This is a genomic window from Cryobacterium sp. TMT2-10 (assembly GCF_004403075.1).
GTDB lineage: Bacteria > Actinomycetota > Actinomycetes > Actinomycetales > Microbacteriaceae > Cryobacterium > Cryobacterium shii.
Window position 1 is genome coordinate 1 of sequence record NZ_SOGW01000087.1, and the last position, 20,735, is coordinate 20,735.

18 protein-coding genes are annotated in these 20,735 nt (G+C 62.3%); 13 read left to right on the top strand and 5 right to left on the bottom strand.

Translation table 11 applies throughout. The features are described from left to right. A partial coding sequence (locus E3T37_RS17200) for a hypothetical protein (protein ID WP_206750639.1) occupies positions 1–268 on the top strand: 268 nt, incomplete at its 5' end. Positions 269–947: 679 nt separating this feature from the next. Here E3T37_RS17200 and E3T37_RS09835 read toward each other — a convergent pair. After that, a complete protein-coding gene (locus E3T37_RS09835) occupies positions 948–1,943 on the bottom strand; it encodes an Abi family protein (RefSeq protein ID WP_134366608.1) in 996 nt (331 codons plus the stop codon). Positions 1,944–2,291: 348 nt separating this feature from the next. On the opposite strand from E3T37_RS09835, the gene E3T37_RS09840 reads away from it, so the two are divergent. Both E3T37_RS09840 and E3T37_RS09845 read left to right on the top strand, forming a co-directional pair. After that, a complete protein-coding gene (locus E3T37_RS09840) occupies positions 2,292–2,513 on the top strand; it encodes a hypothetical protein (RefSeq protein ID WP_134366609.1) in 222 nt (73 codons plus the stop codon). A 72-nt stretch (positions 2,514–2,585) separates the two neighbouring features. After that, positions 2,586–3,845, top strand: a complete 1,260-nt coding sequence (locus E3T37_RS09845) for an IS256 family transposase (protein ID WP_134366610.1) — start codon at positions 2,586–2,588, stop codon at positions 3,843–3,845. A 41-nt stretch (positions 3,846–3,886) separates the two neighbouring features. Here the strand turns inward: E3T37_RS09845 and E3T37_RS09850 are convergent, their stop codons facing one another. Next, a complete protein-coding gene (locus E3T37_RS09850) occupies positions 3,887–4,345 on the bottom strand; it encodes a hypothetical protein (RefSeq protein ID WP_134366611.1) in 459 nt (152 codons plus the stop codon). A 205-nt stretch (positions 4,346–4,550) separates the two neighbouring features. After that, positions 4,551–5,273 (bottom strand): hypothetical protein, encoded by a 723-nt coding sequence (locus tag E3T37_RS09855; protein ID WP_134366612.1) that lies wholly within the window; start codon positions 5,271–5,273, stop codon positions 4,551–4,553. 444 nt (positions 5,274–5,717) lie between these two features. On the opposite strand from E3T37_RS09855, the gene E3T37_RS09860 reads away from it, so the two are divergent. Beyond that, positions 5,718–6,404: a nuclease-related domain-containing protein gene (locus E3T37_RS09860; RefSeq protein WP_241975741.1), complete on the top strand. Its 687-nt coding sequence runs from the start codon at positions 5,718–5,720 to the stop codon at positions 6,402–6,404. Positions 6,405–6,675: 271 nt separating this feature from the next. On the opposite strand, the gene E3T37_RS09865 is transcribed toward E3T37_RS09860, so the two are convergent. Beyond that, positions 6,676–8,409 carry an alpha/beta hydrolase gene (locus E3T37_RS09865; RefSeq protein ID WP_241975742.1) on the bottom strand — a complete coding sequence of 578 codons (1,734 nt, stop codon included), beginning with the start codon at positions 8,407–8,409 and terminating at the stop codon, positions 6,676–6,678. 589 nt (positions 8,410–8,998) lie between these two features. Between E3T37_RS09865 and E3T37_RS09875 the strand changes: the two genes are divergently transcribed. The 3 genes from E3T37_RS09875 to styD all read left to right on the top strand — a co-directional run bounded on the left by E3T37_RS09875 (position 8,999) and on the right by styD (position 14,229). Continuing rightward, positions 8,999–10,657 carry a hypothetical protein gene (locus tag E3T37_RS09875; RefSeq protein WP_134366615.1) on the top strand — a complete coding sequence of 553 codons (1,659 nt, stop codon included), beginning with the start codon at positions 8,999–9,001 and terminating at the stop codon, positions 10,655–10,657. Positions 10,658–11,153: 496 nt separating this feature from the next. After that, positions 11,154–12,716 carry a GMC family oxidoreductase gene (locus tag E3T37_RS09880; protein WP_134366616.1) on the top strand — a complete coding sequence of 521 codons (1,563 nt, stop codon included), beginning with the start codon at positions 11,154–11,156 and terminating at the stop codon, positions 12,714–12,716. A gap of 25 nt (positions 12,717–12,741) precedes the next feature. Further along, the gene (styD, locus tag E3T37_RS09885; protein WP_134366617.1) at positions 12,742–14,229 is read left to right on the top strand and encodes a phenylacetaldehyde dehydrogenase StyD; all 1,488 of its coding nucleotides are present in this window, start codon (positions 12,742–12,744) and stop codon (positions 14,227–14,229) included. An 18-nt stretch (positions 14,230–14,247) separates the two neighbouring features. Here styD and E3T37_RS09890 read toward each other — a convergent pair whose 3' ends face one another. Then, a complete protein-coding gene (locus tag E3T37_RS09890) occupies positions 14,248–15,426 on the bottom strand; it encodes a helix-turn-helix domain-containing protein (RefSeq protein WP_166806091.1) in 1,179 nt (392 codons plus the stop codon). A 90-nt stretch (positions 15,427–15,516) separates the two neighbouring features. Here E3T37_RS09890 and E3T37_RS16840 point away from each other — a divergent pair, with 90 nt between their 5' ends. The 6 genes from E3T37_RS16840 to E3T37_RS09915 all read left to right on the top strand — a co-directional run bounded on the left by E3T37_RS16840 (position 15,517) and on the right by E3T37_RS09915 (position 20,643). Beyond that, positions 15,517–15,666: a hypothetical protein gene (locus tag E3T37_RS16840; RefSeq protein WP_166806092.1), complete on the top strand. Its 150-nt coding sequence runs from the start codon at positions 15,517–15,519 to the stop codon at positions 15,664–15,666. Between the two features lie 9 nt (positions 15,667–15,675). Beyond that, positions 15,676–16,926: an ROK family transcriptional regulator gene (locus tag E3T37_RS09895; RefSeq protein WP_241975743.1), complete on the top strand. Its 1,251-nt coding sequence runs from the start codon at positions 15,676–15,678 to the stop codon at positions 16,924–16,926. A gap of 164 nt (positions 16,927–17,090) precedes the next feature. Next, positions 17,091–18,461 carry an extracellular solute-binding protein gene (locus E3T37_RS09900; protein WP_134366619.1) on the top strand — a complete coding sequence of 457 codons (1,371 nt, stop codon included), beginning with the start codon at positions 17,091–17,093 and terminating at the stop codon, positions 18,459–18,461. A gap of 159 nt (positions 18,462–18,620) precedes the next feature. Then, positions 18,621–19,466: a carbohydrate ABC transporter permease gene (locus E3T37_RS09905; protein WP_134366620.1), complete on the top strand. Its 846-nt coding sequence runs from the start codon at positions 18,621–18,623 to the stop codon at positions 19,464–19,466. A 3-nt stretch (positions 19,467–19,469) separates the two neighbouring features. Beyond that, a complete protein-coding gene (locus tag E3T37_RS09910) occupies positions 19,470–20,354 on the top strand; it encodes a carbohydrate ABC transporter permease (protein WP_134366621.1) in 885 nt (294 codons plus the stop codon). Between the two features lie 52 nt (positions 20,355–20,406). Then, positions 20,407–20,643, top strand: a complete 237-nt coding sequence (locus tag E3T37_RS09915; protein WP_134366622.1) for a hypothetical protein — start codon at positions 20,407–20,409, stop codon at positions 20,641–20,643. The last annotated feature ends 92 nt before the right edge of the window (positions 20,644–20,735 follow it).

Genomic DNA, 20,735 nt, shown 5'->3' on the forward strand with positions numbered 1-20,735 from the left:
CGCCCCGCGCCGCCGCGCCAGCCGGTGCGCCGCCAGCCGGCGTCGCGGGGGAGCTGCGCTGCTTCGCGGCAGGCGTGCCACGCGCTCAGCGGCGCACGATGCGCGCAAGACGGATTCTGCGGTACCGGCCCCACGAATGCCGCAGACCGGGGAGATGAAGGACCTGGCCCTCGACAGTGACGGCCCCGTGTGCCCAGCGTGCTGGGCCGAGATGACCAAGGTCCAGGACGCCAGCCCGCTGCCGAAGTTCCTCGGTCTGGGTCAGTAGCCGAATCCGCTGAGGCGCTGCTGGTCGTTTACGGTCGATACTCTTTCGGCGGCGGCGATGTTGGCAGGTCGCCTGGGGCAGCTCGGCCTCCGAAAGTCATGGTGGCGATCGAGGACAGCCCGGCACCGATGCCCTTGGCGAGGAACGACACGATTGCCCCAAGGACTTGCCATAGCCCAGCATGGCCACGTGACTGTGTCATGCGGTACCTCAATCTCTGGGTCGTGTGCGTCTCGGCGTCGAAAGCCTGCACGATCGCGCAGCTACTTTTCGGCGCGTGCTTGCCACTCTACGAGGGTGGTCAACGTGTGACCAGTAGGCACAAGTACAAGATCGTCTGTACGTCTACCCGGTGTCACCAGCAGCTAAAAGAGCGTGACATTCTGCCGTCACGCGTGGACTCATCCGCTGTCCCGCAAGCCGGACCTCGACGGCCGCAGATTCGGGGCCAAGTAGCCGAGGTTCCGGAGTTTCGGGGGAGTGGCGTTTGGGAACACTGAAGGGCGAGGCCACCGCCGAGTTGATGGCCCCGTCTCAGCGGTCGCGACGATCAACACGTTGGCGCCTGTGTTTGGGGAGCTGATGGGCGCTCGGTCGGGAGCGGTCAGAAAATTGCCCCGCGCGGTTATTCGGTGGCACAAGCCTCGGGGAGCGCCGACTGGGAATGAACGTGTGCCAACTATTGCGAGGACCAGAGGTCGAGTTGCGACCAGCCTGGGGGCACGCCCATTGACTCAAGAGTCAGATGATCAGAATCGGGGAAGGCCTGAATGAGCTCGACTACGCGGGCGGGCCATCCGCTATCCGGGTCAATCGAACGCAATAGGTATGCCATTACCGCGAGGGCGTTGTACAGGCCAAACACCTGCTTCGCGACCGTTGCCTCCTTGAGATGACCGAGAAGAGGAACTTGTGTGTGGGTGGGGCGTGCGGGTGCGCTGACGAGTTTGCGGTTGAAGAGGCGTGCATGGTGCGCTGAGACGTTCCGGACGTAGTTCAAGCTTGAGATCCAGCTGCTCATTACTTTCTTGGATGGTGCCCCGTAGGCAGTCGCAATTTCGGTCGCGATCGAATTGTTCAATCCTGAGTAGAGTCGCCCAAGTTGCCCCAGCTCCAAGATTTCGGTGAGGGCCCAGATGGGCATTTCGTCGTCGTACTTATCGCGAAAGTGCGCAACGAATGCTTCGTCAGACTCTGACTGACGCGCATTCACGCGCTCGATCCACTGCTGGTGCTTGCTCGGCGTGGTGTCGCCCGTTCTGGTGTCGGTCTGCGCCTCAGTGAATGAACCCACGAAGTTGGAGGGATCAAGGTGAGCGAACGCCGATTGCCTGCCGAGTACGTACCCGACCTGCATGCGGAAAGATATTTCGATTCTTTCGATGCCGTCGAGGACGAGCAGCCGTAGGCGACGATCAAAATCTATGAGTGTGGCGGCGTATTCGACCGAGGTACCAGAGCGATAGTGGTTGAGGATGCGGACCCGACGTCGGCCTTCATCATCCACGTACGCTTCAGATTCGCGAAGCGGGTAGAGATAGCCAGTGAGGCGGTAATAGCCAACGGCTTGGAGTATCTGCCGGCAGTTCTCTGGGTCTCGAACCTCGACGCCACGAGACGCGAGTTTGGCCATTTGGTCTTCAAGCGACAGCCATTTTTTGATGTACTCAGCCACGAGTCTCCTGGTTAAAGAAAATCAGCCCGAGCCGTGAGGCGAGCGGGCTGATCGTGATGAGATCACCGTACCACAGCCAGCCTGCAGCGCCTTGGAAACGAACCGAAAGCTCGTCCCTTCAGAATCGCGATCGCGAAGCCTCTAACGGATCCCAGCGCCCGGACGTGTCTCGTTGGATGAACCCTCAACGGCGACCTCGTGGGGCAGGTCACCGCCGTAGCTGAAGCGCTCACCTGTGGTGAGCATCACGCTGAATCCAAGGCTGGACGACACATCGGCTCCGGGCAGTCCCGCCCGATTCGTTGGATGCCGGCGGTTGCGGTGAAGCGTGCTGGATAAGCTGCGGTCATGTCTAAACGTGTCGTCGTGGTTGTCGCGGGTCTCATGCTGGTTGCTATCGCGGCGGTGTTCTATCTGTTCGGCGGCAACCCGCTGCGTGGCGGCATCCAGGGTCTAATTGAACCAAGGTCAGCGATGACGATCGATGAGGTGTTGGCGGGGTTTGAGAGCCTTCCGGGGGGTTGCGTCCCCTCGAGTGGTGTAGTTCCCGGGTTTCGATCGTTGGATTAACAACGTAGGAAACCACCGTGCGATGGTCAGTGAGAACCGTTCAAAGTTCCTCACAGAAAGACACATCACACGATGGCTCTAGACCAGTCTGCCCTGCTCGCGCTCCTCTCGGAACTCAAGCTCACCAGCGTCACCGATCGAATCCGAATGGTGACCGAAACGCTCTACCAAGAACTCATCAACGCCGAGGCCACCGCCCACATTGGCGCCGACCGGTTCGAACGCTCCGATGAGCGCACCACCCAGCGCAACGGGACCCGCCCCCGCGTCCTCACGACGACAGCCGGGGACCTTAACCTGAAGATCCCCAAGCTGCGCCAGGGGTCGTTCTTCCCCGCCCTCCTCGAGCGGCGCCGTCGGGTGGATCAGGCCCTGTTTGCCATCGTTATGGAGGCTTACCTCCACGGCGTGTCAACCCGGAAGGTCGATGACCTGGTCAAGGCCCTCGGCGCGGATACCGGCATCTCCAAGTCGGAAGTGTCCCGGATTTGCGCGGATCTGGACGGGGAAGTCGCCACCTTCCGCGACCGTGACCTCGGCGAGACCGGCTACCCCTACGTGTTCCTCGACGCGACGTATTGCAAGGCCCGCGTCAACCACCGCGTCATCTCCCAAGCCATGGTCGTGGCTATCGGTGTTGCCGCCGACGGTCGCCGCGAGGTCCTCGGCTTCGATGTCGGCGACAGCGAAAACGAGGTCTTCTGGACCGAGTTCCTGCGCTCGTTGAAAGCCCGCGGCCTGGACGGTGTCAAGCTCGTCATCTCCGACGCCCACACCGGCCTGAAGAAAGCCATCAGCACCGTCTTCCAGGGCGCGGCCTGGCAACGCTGCCGGGTGCATTTCATGAGAAATGTGCTTTCGATCGTCCCGCGGGCCAGCCAGGACATGGTCGCCGCCGTCATCCGCACCATCTTCGCCCAACCCGACGCGAAGCACGTCCAGGCCCAGTTCGACGAGGTCGCCCGGATGCTCGAGCGCACCCACCCCAAGGTTGCCAAGATGCTCCACGACGCGCGCGCCGACATCCTCGCGTTCTGCGGATTCCCGCCCAAACACTGGCGGCAGATCTGGTCGACGAACCCGATCGAACGTCTCAACAAAGAGATCAAACGCCGCACCGATGTCGTGGGCGTGTTCCCCAACCCCGCGGCCCTCCTCCGCCTCGCAGGAGCCGTCCTCGTCGAGCAACACGACGAATGGGAAGCCGGCGCCCGCCGCTACCTCTCCGAAGACTCCATGCGGCAGCTGGAAGCCTTCAACACCGCCCTCACCACCCCCGACGCCGGCACGCTGACGGGGGTGATTCCCATTCCCGAGCTCATTGCTGCATAATCAAATCAACTGACCCGCACGGTGTCGAGAAACTCCACCACTCAGCGGGACGTGACCTGGTAGTGCCGACGGATGCACTCAAGCGTGAGATCAAACCTGTCTCCGATCGTGGTCCTGTTCGTGCCACGCGCTTGGTTGATCGTCCATTTTCCATCGATCGGATTGCTTGGAAAGACCATCATGCCGCCGATCGTGTAGCTGATTCGGACGAACTCCTCTTGCTCGGCCACCGGAACCTGCGCAAAATACGTCGGGGGAGTCTTCCAGTACTCGTATGTCGGTATTACTGAATCACTCGACAGAGAGAACTCTCCGACCTCCGACTTGTGATGCAAATAGCTACCTGGCGTCGCGGCCCTCAGATCGAAGAGTGCACCGTTAGGCAACGGCTTGCTCCAGAGGAGCTGGTGGTACTGCCTCAGGGTCGGACTGCACCTATCAGGATCTCGTCCACCTGCGTCGGAGCGGAAGTCGAATGTGACGTCGATGTTCAAGGCCATGCTCACGATTCTGACCCTAGCGTTCGAACGAAGTCGTCAGCGACGATCGAGGAGGGTGAGTCCCGGACCGATCCGCAACCTGTTCAAGTTGCAGGATCTGCTGTATGAGAGCACCATCGGCGGGTTTGCTATGGGCCGAGGAGTCTCCGTTTAGATCTAGGACCGCTACGAGTGGAATCCTGAATGAAACCCCTTCGGTCAAGCCTCACGTGCCTTCCAGCACTTCGATGCCCGCGATCCGCCCGTTTCTCGCCTGGACGAATCCGACGGTCTCCGTGCGATATTGCTCGTAGCCCGTGAGACTCCTCGGCAGCGCAGAAGTGGTGAAGTTCTCGAACGGGGTGAAGAATTCGACAGCCGAATAGTCAGGGCGGACCAGGTCTTGAAGGAGGAAGAAGTCCACGTAACCCCGGAAATCCTCGAACAGCCCGAAGAAGTCGGCGTAGCGGAGGAGCGTGTCTTCGAGCGGGCTGGGTGCACTTTGGTAGTGGCGGCGGATGCATTCGAGCGTGAGGTCGAATCGATCGCGGATCCGTGGATGCATGCCGCGCGCGCCGTTGATCGTTGGCTTGCCCTCGACCCGATTACCGGGGAAAAGAATCGTCCCGCCGATCGTGCGACCGATGCGATGGAAGGCCGCTCGGTCCTCAACGTCCACTTGAGCGATGATGTCCGCCATTCGAATCCATGACGAGAACGTATGGATGATCGTGTCGCTCGCCAGGGAGAACTCCCCGAGATCGGAGCGATGATGAAGGTAGGCCCCCGGGGTGGACGCGTCCAAGGTGAAGGGTGCACCACCGGGCAGCGGTTTGCTCCAGAGGAACTGGTGATAACGCCGCAATGTCGGACTGTACTGGTCGGGGTCTCGTCCGCTAGCATCCGACCGGACGTCAAAAGCCGTGTCGATCACTGGTGCCTCATTCATGCTCGAAACTCTAGTTGACCGAGTCCAGCCGTCAGGGCTCTTCTGCCGCTGAGGGTTTTGCCGGTGTGTGGCCGTGGAGATCGTAACCGCCATTGAGGTTGTGGTGACTTGCGAACGTGCCCCCAGGCAACCTGGGTCGCCAGGGGAATCGTCCTACCCCGGCGCAGCTCTCCATCAAGACTGCGACGCAGTCGCCGTAGCGCCTGCCGTAGTGTGTCTATCGTGACCGGGGACGCGGCGTTGACGCCGAAGAGAATGAGACTTCGGTATCCCGGGCAGTGCCGACTCTGCGCCGTTGAGATCGCCGCGGGCACGATGGCGGTGTACGAGCGAGAAACCAAGACCGTGACCTGCGCGCAGTGCCAGCCGGATTTACCAGCGGCCGTGTCTGAGTCCGCTGCCCCGACCGATGCTGAGCCCGGTGACGCCTCGAGGCTCGGCGCCGTGGCACCCTCGCCAGAGCCCGTCGAGATCTTCGCGGGAAAGGCCGGCGCGTCGGCCAAACGGGAATATGAGCGACGTAAGGACAAACGGGAGACTCGGATCCGGGAAGCCCACCCGTATTTGGGTGCTCTCATCCTGGCCGTGAGTGATGAGCCGCACAGCACGCGGGCGTGGGCGATCGGAGCGCGCGGGGAGGAAGTCCTGGGTCAGCGTCTCGACCGGATCGCCGGGCCTGGCGTTCACGTTCTGCACGACCGGCGCATCCCCGGGACCCGAGCCAACATCGATCACATCGTCGTCTGCCCCACTGGGGTTTTCGTCATCGACGCCAAGAAGTACACAGGCCGCCCCAGTCTGCGCGTCGACGGAGGTTTGTTTCGGCCGCGGACCGAGACCCTGATGGTGGGATCGCGCGACCGCACCACGCTGATCGCCGGCGCGCGCAAGCAGGTCGCCCTGGTCAGAGCTGCCCTCGACGACCCCGGCCTGGTGGAGATCCCGGTGCACGGGGTGCTCTGCTTCGTGGACGCCGACTGGCCCCTGATCGGCGGCGCCTTCACGACCGGCGGCGTCCACGTCCTCTGGCCCAGGAAAGCACTCGAGCTCGTCGAGAAACCTGGGCCCCTGAACGACCAGCGGGCCGGGGAGATTCATCGCACCCTCGCGTCGTCGTTCCCGGCCGCGTGACCGGTCGGCCGCCGCCGTCCGCCGCCGTCCGCGCTGTCGGTCTGACCGGTTGTCCGCGATCGCCAGCCGACCTCGCCCGCAGACCTTCAACCCCGGCCGGACCGGGGGACTGGCGGGTTTCGGACCTGCTGACATAACCGGGCATTATCGGACGTGCAGAATCCCACCCATACTCACCGGGAGAGCGTTCGAGCGGGCTCGCCGGTGCACTGCGGGGTAGCGGGTCGTCTCGGCCGGGCCTGGCTTCGCCGTACTGAGCCTGCTCGCCGCTTCATTCCGTCTGGTCGGGAACGCTGGGGGTGGTGTCTGGCTCGAGGCCGTTGTCTTTCAGATGCTTCAGCGCGCGCTCGATGGTTTCGATCTTCCGCTTCAGCTCTTTGAGTCCCGGTGACGATTCGTCCGAGAACTCGTCGAGCCGCTCATATTCACGCCTGACCTCAATCTCGGTTTCGGCCAGAATTCTCCAGGCAGCCGGATCCTGCTCGAGGTCATGAAGTTTCCGCAGAATTGCCGCCGCCAGCTGGCGTTCGACAACCGCTTCGAGGGTTGCCGCGGTGGTTCCGGCGCTCGCCAGACCGAATGCGAGGCCGCTGCCACCCGCAGTGAGGAGGGTGCCAGCCGTCAGGAGGCCTCCCATCATCCCGCCCGGCCCGAAGGCCGCCAGCGCGCTGGTGATCGCTGCGGCTCCGGCCAGACCGGCGCCAGCCGCGAGGGCCAGGCCGCCGGTCGCCAGGACAATCAGCGCCGCGCTGGCACCCAGTGCACCCCACTTCATCCAGTTGACTCCGCCGCTCAGTGCCTCTTGAGCGCGTTTGGCGGCCGCGAAGACATCGGCGCCGTACTGGCTTCCCAATCCCATTTCGGCGGTAAGATCCTTCATGGCATCCTGCCACTTGTCTTTCGAGATGGAGATCTCAAACGGTCGGATGACGTTCTCTGCTGCGAGGATCGTCAACAGGACGACGGCCTCGTCCTTGGGGATATGGCTGCACGGGAGTGGTTCGGGCACAGTCGCGTGCGGATCGGACAGGTCGAAGGCGAGGCGTGCAATCGCCGACGGCATTCCTCGGCGATGCCTGTCCTCGCTGTCGTTCCGTCGTCGGATGTCGTCGACGACGGCTGCTTGTACGTGTCGCAGCGCACCGGCGAAACGATCCTGTTGGTCACCCTCCAATCTCATCTTCAGGAGGTGGGCGTACCGCAGCGCGACCAGAGCCATACGTTCTATGGCGTCCACGGGGATGTCGAGACCCTTGTCGATGCCCGCAAGCTCCTTTGACCTGGACCCGAACAGCGCGAAGCCAATGGCCGTCGCCACCGCCTCGTCGGAGAGGTACTCCACCGCGGCGTGGGCCTGAATTCCCACCTTCTTCGTGTCAATCCGAAAATCGACCATCCACGGGAAGACGGATGACGCACCACGGTGGGCGGCCACGAGATCAGGAGCGTTCCAGAAGTTCACCCACCATGCCAGGTTCGTCGGCGGTTCTTTGAGCGTCTCCCGCAGCTTGTCCACATCGAAGCTTCCGTTCGCCAACGGGCTCCCAATGGTCACCATGCCGGCAACCGTGAGCCCAACCGGCAAGCGACGCACGAGGTCGGCGGCGATCACGGAGCCGAGGCTATGGCCCACGATCACAAGCCGCCCTGACTCGGGCAGCTTCGTGAGGATACGGTGCAGGACTTGCGCGCGAATCTCAGGGTTGTGGAGGTAGTTGTGCGCCTGCTTGAAGAAAGGCAGTCCGACGGCGACACCGATAATAGTGTCTCTACCTAGCTGGCCATCGCCGCGATCATGACGTCCGAGTCTGAACTCGACGGCGCCCATACGGCGCTCGAAGTCCCGGCGGTTCTGCCTGGCCGCATCGCGGGGAGGCTGCTTGATCGTCACACCCGGCAGCGGGACTTTGTCGTCCCAGCCCTTGAGTGCGTGCGCGTACTTGGGCGCGATCACTCGCACTGTGTTCAGATCGGGGTATCCCAGACGGGTCAGTGCCTCTGCCACAGCGATCTTCCAATTGTCGTCTTGATCGCCGTCCCCAACCCCATGTAAGAACAGCAGAATCGGTTCGTTCGACAAAGGAGCCCCCAGTCCGCGCCGCCCTTCGGCATTCAGAGCTGAATACCCAAGACTTCAAGTCAAGACTAGCGAGTCCACTCGGAACTCCTTGCGGCCCTGAAATCTCCTCCCCAAGGGACACAGGGGAGTACTCGTGACTGCGATCCGGGCGTACAAGCGCCCGCCGGGACGCCCCGTGCGCGAGGCCTTGACCGGGCTGATCGCCGGATCTTGGCTGCACCGTTCGGCGGCTGCAGCGACCCCCGTGCGGTTTTCTCTCCTCGGGCCACTACCCTGAATGACAGCGGCACGCTGCTGGCTGCTGGCTATACAGACCGGGGGCTGTTCTGATGGGACTGATGAGAGCGGCTTCTGACGCTATCGGTGGTGTGCTCGGCGACCAATGGACGGACTTCTCCACGGTTCCTGAAAGCGATCGACGAGCTGATCGCGACCGGACTGTCCGCGCGCACTCCTTCGGCGAGCTAGCCGAGACTGGTTCGGTCGACGGTCACACGCAGACCGGAATCCAAGCGTGAGTAAACCTGACGTGCCGGCCCAGAGGGACGTCGCATCGCGGGAGCCCGTCACCAAAGCTGCAAGGAGCCGCCGCTGGTCCCTGGAGGCACTCGCTGGCGCATTGGTGGTGGTCCTCATTGTCATCGGCCTTGGCTACGTCACCGGCCAGGCGGACTCCGACCACGACGGGTTGACGAATCGCGTCGAGGTGTTCGGCTGGGGCACGCTCGGTGGCAGCACGTTCACCACGGATCCTCTTGCGGCCGATACGGACGGCGACGGACTCACTGACGGAGACGAGGCCGGTCAGGTGGTCTCAGACATCGACGAGAGCACGATCTACGCGGGAATTTCCAACCCCACCAAGGTCGACTCCGACGACGACGATCTCCACGACAAGCATGAGACGAGCGGCTGGCTGAGCACGAAGGGTGCGGTCTACCGAACCGATCCGATGGATCCCGACACTGACGACGACGGACTCACCGACGGGGACGAAGCGGGCCCGGCGATCTATGACCCCGGCAAGGGCATCGAATTCGGGGCTTTCTCGAGCCCGCTGATACCCGATACTGACGAGGACGGACTGTCTGACACCGCTGAGGCCGATCTCTCCCTAGACGCGTTCGATCGCGACAGCGACGGCGATGAGCTCGAGGACGGCCGCGAGGTCGTGCATTTCGGCACCGCTCCGGATGTCGCTGACACCGACGGCGACGGTTTCGAGGACGGGTACGAGGTCGACAACCAGGAGAGCCAGGGACTCGACCCATTATGGTTTGATGAACCGGTCGAGCCATCGACCTATGCGCGGGACTTCGCTCAGGGAGCGGTCTACGGCGAGATCAGGCCGGGTGATTCTCTCGCCTGGTTTGCCGGCAACCTTGCCTCCGGAAGCGCCAGCGTCATTCCCGGAGTCGGCACGGTGGTCGGCGGGGTTGCCGACCTACGCGATGCCGTCGGGTCGAGCATCCACGCCGACTGGGTCGGCGCGGGTTTTAGCGTCGTCGGCTTGGTACCGGTCGCTGGCGACGCGGTCGCTATCCCCGCCAAGACTGCGAAATTCGTCCTACGTCACCCCGAGCTTGCCCCCGCTGTCGGTGCTGCCATCGTGGCCCTCAAGTGGGTTCCGGACCATGTCAAGGTGGCGACCCTCGCGCAGACCACGAAGAGCTGGCCGGACCTCCAGGCCTCCGGCTTCAGCGATAAGTCGCTTCTCCGGCTTCAGGGGGGCAGGGTCAGCCCCGAGAGTCTCGCTGAGGCCATGAAGCGCCCCGGTCACGTCAAAGCCGCTGGCCGCGCTCGGTTCTTCGCCACGCCTAAGAAGGCAGAAGCATACCTGGCCAGCACGCATGGAGTGAAGGATGGCGGTAAGTACACGCAGGTCGGACATTCCACGAAAGACTGCATTGAGGTCTGCAATGCCGTTGTTCGGAGGTTCGATGTCGTGGCTAACGAAGTGGCTCACGAGTCAAAATTGGGTCGTGTCAATTTGAGCCCGTCGATCGAGAGACAGATCAGGTCAGATGCTTACCTGGTGCAGAAGGGCGATATCAAAGGTGCTCACTGGGACTTCTTCGCCAGTTCTAGCTCGAACACGATGGGAGCGAGCGAGCCGGTGCTCGACCTTCTTGACGAGTTGGGTATCCCGTACACGTTTCATGTCCCCGCTTAGCAGGCGCTCGATGCCTGCCTCACCGACTTCGTTGCGATGGCGCGGGCCGCGCGGCCGAGTACCTTGCCAAGGTTTCTCGATGACCGGCACTGGTCGCTCAACCGGTTTGGTCGTTCGAAGCTCTTCCGGACGCGGTAGACGATCCGATTCACCGAATGCCGCTCGGGTAGCTGGCCTGTGGCGAAATGGCAGGACGCGGCCCAAGAGGACTAAACGGTCGTCCGTCTCGACGATGGCTAGAACCCCGCCCGTCGGCCATGCCATCGGTGACTGTCCGATCCAGGCAGCTCTACCCGGAGAAGGATCCGAACTCACCATGATGGATGGGCTGAAACAGCCCTGTGCTGGATGAGGCCAGAGATCATCGTGCCGATCGTGCACAGGGGTGTGCGCGTGATGCTCATTCGATGGTGGCTCGGTAGCAGAAGCTGGTGGCGGTGGTGCGAGCGAATGAGTTAGTCGTGTCGCAGTCGAATCGGTTCAAGGAGGAACAGAGATGCAAAACCACAAATCGGACTATGTCGTCGTTGGTGCGGGCTCCGCGGGAAGTGCAATTACGCGGCGTCTCATCGACGCAGGGCATTCAGTGCACGTGATCGAAGCCGGCCAGGTGGACACCAATCCCAACATCCACAGTCCCCAGGGCTGGCCAGGTCTCCTCATGTCCGAAGACGACTGGGCTGTGATGACCGCGCCGCAGTCGCACGCCGCGGATCGCGTGCTCTATTGGCCACGTGGCAAGGTCCTGGGTGGCAGCAGCTCTCTCAACGGCATGATCTATATGCGCGGTGACAAAAGCGACTACGACGCGTGGGAGGCCGCAGGTGCCACTGGCTGGGGCTGGAAAGATGTCTTCCCGCTCTTCAAGAAGTCTGAGGATCACCAGGACGGCGCCACCGAGTACCACGGCGCCGGCGGACCGCTGCATGTTGAGCGCATTCCCCTCGCTGATCGTCACCCTGCCGGGCAGGCCTTCGTCGAAGCGGCCAAGGCCACTGGCATTCAGCAGACCGACGATTTCAACGAGGACAAGCTCGATGGTGTCGGCTTCAACCACACGACTACAAAGAATGGAAAGCGCGCGAGCGCATGGCAGAGCTTCGTCGTGCCGATCCTTGATAGCGATCGGCTGACGGTCACGACCGGCGCACTGGTCCACCGCATCCTCATTGAGCATGGCCGCGCTGTCGGTGTCGAGTTCGCCGTGGCCGGCGTGGTCCAGCGTGCATACGCCGAAGCCGAAGTGATCATCAGCGCCGGCACCATTGGCAGCCCGAAGATTCTGATGCTGTCAGGCATCGGTCCGGCGTCAGAGCTCAAGGAGCATGGCATTGCTCTGGTGAAGGATCTCCCAGGTGTCGGTGAGAATCTCCACGACCATCTTCTCGTGAGCAACATCTACGAGTCCAAGGAACCGCTGGCCCCCGGTAAAGCGAACCTGCTCGAGAGCCAGCTCTTTGCTCGCAGCAGCCAGTGGGACGGGCCGGCGCCAGATCTGCAGCCTCTGTTCCTCCACTTGCCGTACCCGACTGACGGGGGGGCGACCCCTGAGAACGGCTACACCATCGCGCCGGGCATCGTGCGCCCCGCATCGCGCGGAACCCTGAAGCTTGCCTCGGCCGACCCGAACGAACAGGCGATCTCCGACCCGAATATCTTCTCCGAGGACTATGACCTCGAAGCGATGGTCGACGCGCTCATCCTGTGCCGTGAAATCGGTCAGCAGGATGCGTTCGCACCGTTCCGCAAACTGGAGTTCAAGCCGGGACCAGACGTCACCACGCGCAATGAGCTCCGTGAATACTGCCGTCGCATGGCAGGCACGTACCACCACCAGGTCGGTACCTGCCGGATGGGAACCGACGACCTCGCGGTCGTCGACCCCACCCTGAAGGTTTTCGGTATCGACCGGCTTCGCGTCGCGGATGCCTCAGTCATGCCGAGTATTCCGAGCGCGAACACCAACGCCGCATCGATCATGATCGGCGAAAAACTCGCCGAGATCCTGCTGGGTGCGAGCACCAAGTCTGAACCCGCCCTCGCCACAACCTCACGCTGAGCCACGAGCACAGGAGAAGAACAACATGACAATTGAGACCCCCACCGCGACCCCGCACGACAGCACGAATGAGCCGGTCTTCACCACCGGGATGCTCATTGGAGGGACGTGGCGCCCGGGAAGCGAAACCTTCACGGACCTCAACCCGGCCACCGGCCAGCCGCTTGCCGAAATCGCGAGCGGCACGGGCGCGGATATCGACGATGCGGTCAAGGCTGCTCGCGCAGCCCTCAACGGAGTGTGGAAGAAGACGCCGGGCGTTCAGCGCGGCAAGCTCTTGAACAAGATCGCGGACCTCATCGAGCGCGACGGTGAATACCTCGCCCGTCTCGAGGCCCTCGATATCGGCAAGCCCGTTGCCCAGCCCGGAATGCTCGACATCCCGAATGCGGCAGCGACCTTCCGACACTTCGCCGGGTGGGCAGACAAGATCCAGGGCCAAACCATCCCGACCGCCGGGGCAATGGGGCAGCCGACGTTGTCGTACACCGTGCGCGAGCCAATCGGCGTCATCGGTGCCATCGTTCCCTGGAACACTCCGCTGATGATCGCCGCCTGGAAGATCGCGCCGGCCCTCGCCGCCGGCAACACGCTGGTCGTGAAGCCCGCCGAAGATGCCCCTCTGTCGATCCTGCACCTCGCGACCCTGATCACCGAGGCCGGCGTGCCCGACGGTGTGGTCAACGTCGTGCCGGGGCTCGGTGCCACGGCCGGTCAGGCCCTGGTCGAGCACCCGGATGTCGACAAGATCAGTTTTACGGGCAGCCCTGAGGTCGGACGCAGAATCGGTGCCACCGCGGCGCAGACCTTCAAGCGCGTCGTGCTCGAGCTCGGGGGCAAGTCGCCGCAGATCATTTTCGCCGATGCGAACGTCGAGGCGGCCATCGGCGGCTCAGCCATGGGGCTGTTCTTCAACCAAGGTGAGGTCTGCGCTGCCGGCACGAGGATCCTGGTGCATCGGTCGATCTACGATCGGGTCGTGGAAGGGCTGGCCGGCGCGGCATCCGCTCAGGTACTCGGTGACCCGTTCGATCCGGCGACGTCGATCGGGTCGCTCATCAACAAGAAGCAGCAGGACTCGGTGCTCGGCTACATCGAGGAGGGCAAAGCTGAGGGGGCCCGCCTCGTCGCCGGGGGAGACTCCGGACAGTCAGAGGGATTCTTTGTTCGACCGACGATCTTCGCCGGCGTCGACAACAGCATGAAGATCGCCCAAGAAGAAATCTTCGGCCCAGTCGGCGTCGTGATCCCCTTCGACACCGAGGCGGAGGCGATCGAGATTGCCAACGCAACGCCATACGGACTCGCTGCGTCCATCTGGACGTCGAACGTCTCGACCGCGCACCGCGTCGCGGGCGAAATTCGGGCCGGCGCAGTTTGGGTCAACGGGTGGGCAGCCATTGATCCCGCTCTGCCGTGGGGGGGGATGAAGACATCCGGTGTCGGCCGTGAACTCGGCTACGCAGGAATTCTCGCCAACACAGAGGAGAAGGTCATCACCATCGTGCTGTAGTACGGAGCTGGGACTCGGCTACGACCATAGGTCGTCAGCCGAGTTCCGCCGTGTACGGAAATCGCTCGGCGTCAGGCCGAACTCCTGGCGAAATGCACGCGAGAAGCTGGCAGCGCCAGGGAATCCCCAGGCTGATCCGATCGCCCCGACCGTGCGGTCGGCGAAAGCAGGATTCGATAAATCTTTGCGACACTGTTCGAGTCGGCGGTGGCGGATCCATCCACTCACCGTTTCGTGCTGTTCTTCGAAGAGCTTCTGGAGATAGCGCACGGAGACATGGTGTGCGGCTGCGATCTCAGCAACGCTGAGGTCGCTATCGCTGAGGTTCGCTGCGATGTAGGTCTCGATGCGGACGAGCAGGGACCGTCGGCGGCTGTCCTCATCGGTAACACCGTCTGGGCCGAGTCGCTCAGCAAGGCTCGCAGTTACGAGGTCGAGAACAGCGTCGCCGAGAGAGAAGTCTCCCACCAGCGGCTCCGCGTCGAGCTGCCGGCTCATCTCGCGCAGCAAACTCGACGTGATTGCTCCGAGACCGCTCCGGCCCGAAAAGCGGGATGCTGTGAGGGTCGACAGTAGGCTGCGATCGAAGCGGATGAGTTCTGCCGGAAACATGACCACGAACATCTCAAACGATTCTGCGAAGTCGAGAACATATGGCCGACTCGTGTCATAGATTGCGAAATCGCCGGGCGCCAGCGCCGCGTCGCGATCGTCCTGCGAGATGACGCTGTAACCGCGCACCTGGAGGCCGAGCTTGATGAAACCTGGATCATTGCGTGCGATAGCTCGAGGCGAGCGGTGCACTGCCATGCCAGAGCCCGCAACAGTGGAGATCTCCGAGCGACCGAGTGATTGCGAAACAATACGCCCATCGAAGCCCCGGCCGTGGACTGGATCTTTCAAGTCAGCTCGGAGAGGTACGAAGCTTCTGCTGACTGCATCGGTCCAAGCATCGAATCGATCGCCGGGTTCGAGCGAAGCACAGTCAAGAATCGAGCGCGCTCTAGTCGGCGCCAGTGCTTTTGGTTGGACATATCCCACTGTGCACAATCCTTCGGCGACTGTTCGCCGGCCACTACTCTGTGGCTCCGGGTCGATGTGACGAGTTTCGTTGAGGCTTTGGTTCCAAGCACGTTGCTTCTTCCGAACCATACAGAACAAACGTTCAGTGAGTAACCCCTCATAGGAATTGAGCATTTCGCCATGCCTTTGCGGGTTGTCGTGAGTATCGACTCCTAGGGAGTGCGTGCTCTCCTGGCAGGATTCGCTGCCAGGAAGGCCACTCAGGTGTCTGTACTTGGCGGCCTTTGCGGCGTTGATATGGCTCCCCTGTGGCTGACCGCTAACATCGAGTTCATGCCAACCGACCAAGATCACGCGATGCACGACAACGCCGTGAAGGCTTTCATCGTCGAAAAAGCTGTGTCGATGCGTTAGCGTCGTGACATGAGCGACCATATGGACGTCACGGCGCGTCGCGGCACTAACCTCCCAGCGATGGCCGACTTCAATCAGTCGGTTATTCTCGACGCCATCCGTCGATCCGCCACGGGCCTGAGTCGCGTCGAGCTCGTGACGGCTACCGGGCTTTCGCCCCAGACCATTTCGAACATCACCAGGCGCCTGCTTGATAGCGGGTTCATAGAGGAAGCCGGCAAGACGGGCACCGGGCCTGGGAAACCCCGCACGATGTTGCGGCTCAATCCCGGCGGGCGCTACGCGCTCGGAGTTCACGTCGATCCGACGGTCGTGACCTTCGTCATGCTCGATCTCACCGGCAGCGTCGTGAGACGGTCGAGTTTTCCGACCCCGGCGGTGATGGACCCGACCCTAATCATCGAAGAGATCGTCGCGACGCTCGAGCAGCTAATCGACGACTCAGGAGTGCCGCGGGAACGGATCGGCGGAGTGGGCATTGCGGCCCCCGGGCCGATCGACAATCTGCTGGGTACGGTGGTCGACCCGCCGCACCTGGCCGGTTGGCATCGGGTTCCGCTGCGGGACGCGCTCCAGTCGGGCGTCGGGCTTCCCTCGATCCTCGACAAGGACGTCACCGCGTCAGCGATCGCCGAGATGTGGGCGGGCGGGGAATCCGGATTGGGCAGTTTTGCCTTCTTCTACCTTGGCACTGGCATCGGGGTCGGTCTCGTGATGCACGACGAAGTGGTCCGGGGAAGCTCCGGAAACGCGGGAGAGATCGGGCACATCGTCACCGATCCAGCAGGCCCGCAGTGCTTCTGCGGGTTGCGCGGGTGCATCGCTGTGACCTGTACGCCCCAGGCGCTCGTTCAGGAAGCAGAGCGATTGGGTGTCCTTGACGCTACCTGGGTCGCCAACGACACGCGAACTGTCGATTCGAGGTTCACGGAGCTGTGTGCGGCTGCGGAGGCGGGCAACGCCACCGCGATCGAGATCGTGGAGCGATCAGCCGTTCGGATGTCGAAAGCGGTGGCTGTTATCGCCAACCTACTCGACGTCGATCGCGTGGTATTCGGCGGCCCATTCTGGGCGCGCCTTTCAGGACATTACCTCCGCAGAATCCCCGAGCTGCTCGAAGAGCTCCGCGCCACGCGAAGCATCCATCGAATCTCGGTGGCGGGATCAACGGTGGGGGAGGACGTCGGGGCGATCGGGGCAGCCTGTCTGGTACTCGATCGCGCACTCGCTCCGAATCCCCGAGCGCTCCTTCTGTCCTGAGCGAGTGCGGAACTCGGCAAGACACGCCCGGACAAACCTGGACGCTGGTTTATCTAATCGATGTACTATTACATCGAGGCACGGCAGCGAGGCATCCTCTTCTCTCCAGTGCGTCGGCACCACATTCCGCATGACCATCTGTACTTGGAGCAAAGGGGAGCACCATGAAGAAAAGAGCAGCAATCGCCTTATCGGCATTCGCGATCGGCGGACTGGTAGCACTCACCGGATGCACGGCCGGATCGACGCCATCCGAGGGTGAAGACAAAGTTCTCAAGGTCGCATACATCAAGACCGACGCTTTCACCGCTCTCGACACGCTTTTCACAACCGCCAAGGCGGACTTCGAGGCCGCGAACGAGGGCGTGACCGTCGAGTTGCAGCCCATCGCTGCAACGGATGACGACTACAAGACCAAGCTCGCCCTCTCACAGCGCTCGGCAGAGACCGCACCGGACATCTTCTACGAGGACACCAACGCGCTGCGCGCGGACGCGGATGCCGGGTACCTCCTCAACCTCGATGAGTACGTCTCCGAGTGGGAGGACTGGGATCAGTTCACCGATGCCGCCAAGGAAGCCGGCAAGGGCGATGACGGAAGCATCTACGCCGTCTCCCTCGGCACCGATACCCGCGCGGTCTGGTACAGCAAGCCTGTCTTCGAGGCGGCCGGAATCGCTCTCCCTTGGGAGCCGAAGAGCTGGGACGACGTCATGGAGGCCGCGCGCAAGATCAAGGCGAGCAGCCCTGATGTCGTGCCGTTCAACTTCTACGCTGGGACAGGAACCGGCGAGGGCTCGAACATGCAGGGTTTCTACCAACTCCTCTACGGCACCGAACTTGGGGGAGATTCGCTCTACGACTCCAAGACATCGAAGTGGGTCACTGGCTCGCAGGGGTTCGTTGACTCGTTGGCCTTCGTCGACGAGCTCTACTCCGAGGAACTCGCTCTGACTCCGGCGCAGGCGCTCGATCCCAACATCTGGAAGAGCATCTTCGGGGAGATGTTCCCGAACGCGACTCTTGGTGCAACGATCGAGGGCTCCTACACGCCGTCGTTCTGGCAGACCGGTGGCTCATACGAGTGGCCCGAGTACGTCGACGACATGGGCGCAACGGTGTTCCCGACCCAGAGCGGCCAGAAGCCGGGCGGCGTCAGCATGTCAGGCGGCTGGACCCTCGCAGTCGGAGCCAAAACGGCCGACCCACAGCTGGCCTTCGACTTCATGGCGATGGCGCTGAGCAAGGACAACGCGCTCGCTTATGACAACGAGAACTCGCAGATTGCCGTTCGCAAGGATGTCGCCGCTGACGCGAGCTACATTGCCGCCAACCCCTTCGTCCAGACCGTCACCGACATCGTTGCGGTGACGAACTTCCGTCCGGCGACGGCCGACTACAACCAGATCTCGGCTGAGGTCCAGAAGGCCAACGAGGCAGTCATCACCGACAAGGCAACTCCCGAGGAAGCCGCCGCAGCCTACGACAAGGCAATCGAAGCGATCGTCGGTGCCGAGGGCGTCATCCAGAAGTAGCAGTACCGAGATACCCAGGTGCGCGCCTTCAGATAAAACGGGAACAGGAACACAGTGACTGCAGAAGTGCTCGCACCGCAGGACACGCACGTGCGGCGGCCGGAACCGAATTCGGGTTCCCGCCGCCGCCGGGTGCGCGGAATCGTCAAGGCTGTGCGGATGATCCCGCTCGTGCCCGCGATTCTCATCATGATCACGTTTCTCGCCGGGCCGATCATCTGGTCGATCTATGGGTCGTTCACGAACGCGTCGCTCACCGGGGTAAACGCGAGCAACCCCCAGTGGATCGGCTTCGAGAACTACGTCAAGCTCGTCAACGATCCCGTTTTTCCCCTTTCGCTCTGGCTGACCGCGATCTTCACGTTCGGCTCCGCTGTGATCTCGCAGAACATCCTTGGACTTGGTCTCGCCCTTCTCATGCAGAAGGCAAATAAGAAGGTCGCCGCTTCCGTCGGCACGATCATCGTCGCCGCGTGGATCCTGCCCGAGATCGTCGCCGCTTTCGTCTGTTACGCCTACTTCAGCGTCGATGGCACTCTCAACCAGATTCTGGCGAACCTCGGTATGACCGGCCCCAACTGGCTGTATAGCTTCCCCATGTTCGCGATCATCCTGGCGAATTTGTGGCGTGGCACGGCGTTCTCGATGATGGTTTACCAGGCCGCGCTCAACGACGTGCCGCCGGAGATCACCGAGGCGGCAATGATCGACGGAGCCGGCGGCCCCAAGCGCCTTTTCCTCGTGACCATTCCCATGATCAAGAACACCATCGTGACGAACACGATGCTTATCAGCTTGCTCACACTGTCGGTCTTCACCCTCATCTACGTGATGACAGCGGGAGGGCCCGGCAACGACAGCACAACGTTGCCGATCCTCGCTTACAAAGAGGCTTTCCGATTCAGCAACATCGGCTACGGCACAGCCATCGCCACCGTCATGCTCATCATCGGCGCGATCTTCTCCGTCGTCTACATTCGGGCACTTCGTCCACAGAAGGATTAGCCGATGTCAGTCATTGCCGCACCACCGCAGGCCCCGAAGTCTGATCGGCCCGTCTCGGTGGCGTCCCCCAAGAAGAGCGTGATCGGGTTCCTCGCCAATGCTGTTCTCGTCGTGATCGGCGCCTGTTTTCTTCTTCCCCTGTGCTGGCTCATCTTCGCGTCGGTCGACAACAAAGCCACCTACCAGACCAAGTTTCCCGAAGAGTTCTCGCTGGACAACTTCACGGCGGTCCTCACGCCCGAACTCACGTTCCTTCCGCTGTGGAATAGCCTTGTCATCTCCGTCGGTACGGCAGGAATTACGATCGTCGCCGCATTGCTCGCGGCATATCCGCTGTCTCGATATCAGGCGAGATTCAACAAGCCGTTTATGTACGGGGTGCTGTTCGCGACCGGGCTACCCATTACGGCAATCATGGTGCCGGTCTACAGCCTTTTCGTTCAGTTCAATCTGCTGGACTCGATCCCGGGCACGATCCTCTTTATGGCCGCTTCGTCTCTGCCCATCGCGATCTTCATGACCAAGAACTTCATGGATTCGGTGCCGATCACCCTCGAGGAAGCAGCCTGGATCGACGGCGCTTCAGCGATGGGAGCCCTGCGCCTGATCGTGGTTCCCTTGATGAGACCGGGCATCGCCGTGGTCGGGATCTTCGTCTTCTTTCAGGCGTGGGGCAACTTCTTCGTGCCGTTCATCCTGCTCCTCTCGCCAAGCAAGCAACCCGCCGCGATCAGCATCTACAGTTTCTTCGGCCAGTACGGCGCAATCGCCTACGGACAGCTCGCAGCGTTCTCACTCGTCTACGCGGTGCCCGCCATCGTTCTGTATGTTCTCGTGTCCCGCGGCATCGGCGGCTCATTCGCCCTCGCGGGCGCCGTCAAGGGTTAACTCACCATCACGCCTCGCCGCGGCGAGCACCATCGCGGGCTAAGGAGCCATCATGCATGACAATCGAGTCCTCCTCGAAGCGCGAATCGAGCGCGTCATCCGGGAGCGGATCAAGCCGGCCGTCTATCGTCGCACCGCACCGCTCGCAATCGCTTCGTGGACCGTCGACGACGAGCCGGTGCCGTTCGACGTGGCCGTTGGGCAAAGCTACGAGCACTTCACCGTCGGTGGCGCGTGGGGCAAACCCTGGGGCACTGTCTGGTTCCACCTCACAGGAGGGGTGTGTTAGCGGCCATGCCAAACTGCCCATAGGCGGCCACGGAACTGCCCGCTGACGGCCAGTAGAACTGCCCGTTGGTGGCCATGAGATCTGCCCACTTC

Coding starts and splice junctions, on each gene's coding strand:
- E3T37_RS09840 (WP_134366609.1), top strand. CDS start 2,292: ATGTCTAAACGTGTCGTCGTGGTTGTCGCGGGTCTCATGCTGGTTGCT.
- E3T37_RS09845 (WP_134366610.1), top strand. CDS start 2,586: ATGGCTCTAGACCAGTCTGCCCTGCTCGCGCTCCTCTCGGAACTCAAG.
- E3T37_RS09850 (WP_134366611.1), bottom strand. CDS start 4,345: ATGGCCTTGAACATCGACGTCACATTCGACTTCCGCTCCGACGCAGGT.
- E3T37_RS09855 (WP_134366612.1), bottom strand. CDS start 5,273: ATGAATGAGGCACCAGTGATCGACACGGCTTTTGACGTCCGGTCGGAT.
- E3T37_RS09880 (WP_134366616.1), top strand. CDS start 11,154: ATGCAAAACCACAAATCGGACTATGTCGTCGTTGGTGCGGGCTCCGCG.
- styD (WP_134366617.1), top strand. CDS start 12,742: ATGACAATTGAGACCCCCACCGCGACCCCGCACGACAGCACGAATGAG.
- E3T37_RS09890 (WP_166806091.1), bottom strand. CDS start 15,426: ATGCTCAATTCCTATGAGGGGTTACTCACTGAACGTTTGTTCTGTATG.
- E3T37_RS09895 (WP_241975743.1), top strand. CDS start 15,676: ATGAGCGACCATATGGACGTCACGGCGCGTCGCGGCACTAACCTCCCA.
- E3T37_RS09900 (WP_134366619.1), top strand. CDS start 17,091: ATGAAGAAAAGAGCAGCAATCGCCTTATCGGCATTCGCGATCGGCGGA.
- E3T37_RS09905 (WP_134366620.1), top strand. CDS start 18,621: ATGATCCCGCTCGTGCCCGCGATTCTCATCATGATCACGTTTCTCGCC.
- E3T37_RS09910 (WP_134366621.1), top strand. CDS start 19,470: ATGTCAGTCATTGCCGCACCACCGCAGGCCCCGAAGTCTGATCGGCCC.
- E3T37_RS09915 (WP_134366622.1), top strand. CDS start 20,407: ATGCATGACAATCGAGTCCTCCTCGAAGCGCGAATCGAGCGCGTCATC.